We start from the raw sequence: 1,046 nt of genomic DNA on the forward strand, positions 1-1,046 counted from the left end.
GTCTCGCTGACCTTCGCGAGACCGACGCCCGTCCGGCGTGCGGAGTCCGGTAGGAGCCCTGTTGCGGCGCGGTCAGCCGGCTTGCCGGGGGTGTGCCCCGGCCAGGGTCTGCTGGATCAGGGCGTGCGGCGGGTCCGCCACCAGGTAGAAGTGGTCACCGGGTACGCCCTGTTCACGGGCACCGCCCGAGGTCAGCTCGCTCCAGGGCCGGCAGTCGGCGTCCGGGTCGGCGTCGCCGGTGATGGTGGTGACCGGGCACCGGACGCTCGGGCCTGAGCCGACAGCGGGGACGTAGCTGTGGAACATGCGCCCGTCCGCCCGTACGTACGGCAGGACCAGCTCCTGGAACTCGGGGTCCGCGGCCAGTTCGGGGTCCGTGCCGCCGAGGGTGAGAAGCCGTTCGATGACGGCCGGGTCGTCCTCCTCGTCCGGGTCGGCCCACTCCTCGGGGGACGGGTACGGCGCGTCGCGGGAACCCGACGCGAACAGGTGGACGGGGAAGATCCCGCGGGCCTCCAGCGCCGCGGCGGCCTCCAGGGCGATCGGCGCGCCCATGCTGTGGCCGAAGAGCGCGAGGGGGCGGTCGGCCAGCGGGGCCACGGCCTCGGCGACGGCACGCGCGAGCTCGCGCAGGTCGGTCGCCACCGGCTCCGCGAGACGCTCGGCGCGGCCGGGGTAGCGGACCGCGTACACCTCGACCCCCGGGATCCGGTGGCCCCAGTCGCGGAAGAAGGACGCGGATCCCCCGGCGTGGGGGAAGCAGATCAGACGGGCGACCGGGTCGGGGGCCGCAGCGGTGCGGTGCAGCCAGAGGGTGCTGTCGGCGGTCATGTCGGCGGTGGTCATTCGGAGGCCTCCTGTGCCGGGTCCTGCCGTCGGGCGCGAAGGACGCGGGCGCGTCGTGCGGCGGCGCGTCGTTCGGCCGAGCCGGTGCCGTCGGCGCCTTCGGTGGAACCGTCGCCGTCACGCAGCATCGCGACCTGCGCGGCGATGGTGGTGTGCTTGAACAGGGCGATCACCGGCGGCCGTTTGCCGGTATGGCGTTC

At 74.5% G+C, this 1,046-nt stretch carries 2 protein-coding genes; both read right to left on the reverse strand.

Translation table 11 applies throughout. The features are described from left to right. Positions 1 to 72: 72 nt before the first annotated feature. Complete coding sequence (locus AB0O00_RS41325; RefSeq protein ID WP_363659799.1) at positions 73 to 846, reverse strand: alpha/beta fold hydrolase; 774 nt, start codon at positions 844 to 846, stop codon at positions 73 to 75. Continuing rightward, positions 843 to 1,046: hypothetical protein (locus tag AB0O00_RS41330; protein WP_363659800.1), on the reverse strand; the 204-nt coding region annotated here is incomplete at its 5' end. The genes AB0O00_RS41330 and AB0O00_RS41325, both read right to left, overlap by 4 nt.

Origin of the sequence: Kitasatospora sp. NPDC093558, from assembly GCF_040683475.1 — a bacterium.
GTDB lineage: Bacteria > Actinomycetota > Actinomycetes > Streptomycetales > Streptomycetaceae > Kitasatospora.

What these genes read in the sequence shown, in the direction of transcription:
- AB0O00_RS41325 (WP_363659799.1), bottom strand. Translation starts at nt 846, where the DNA reads ATGACCACCGCCGACATGACCGCCGACAGCACCCTCTGGCTGCACCGC.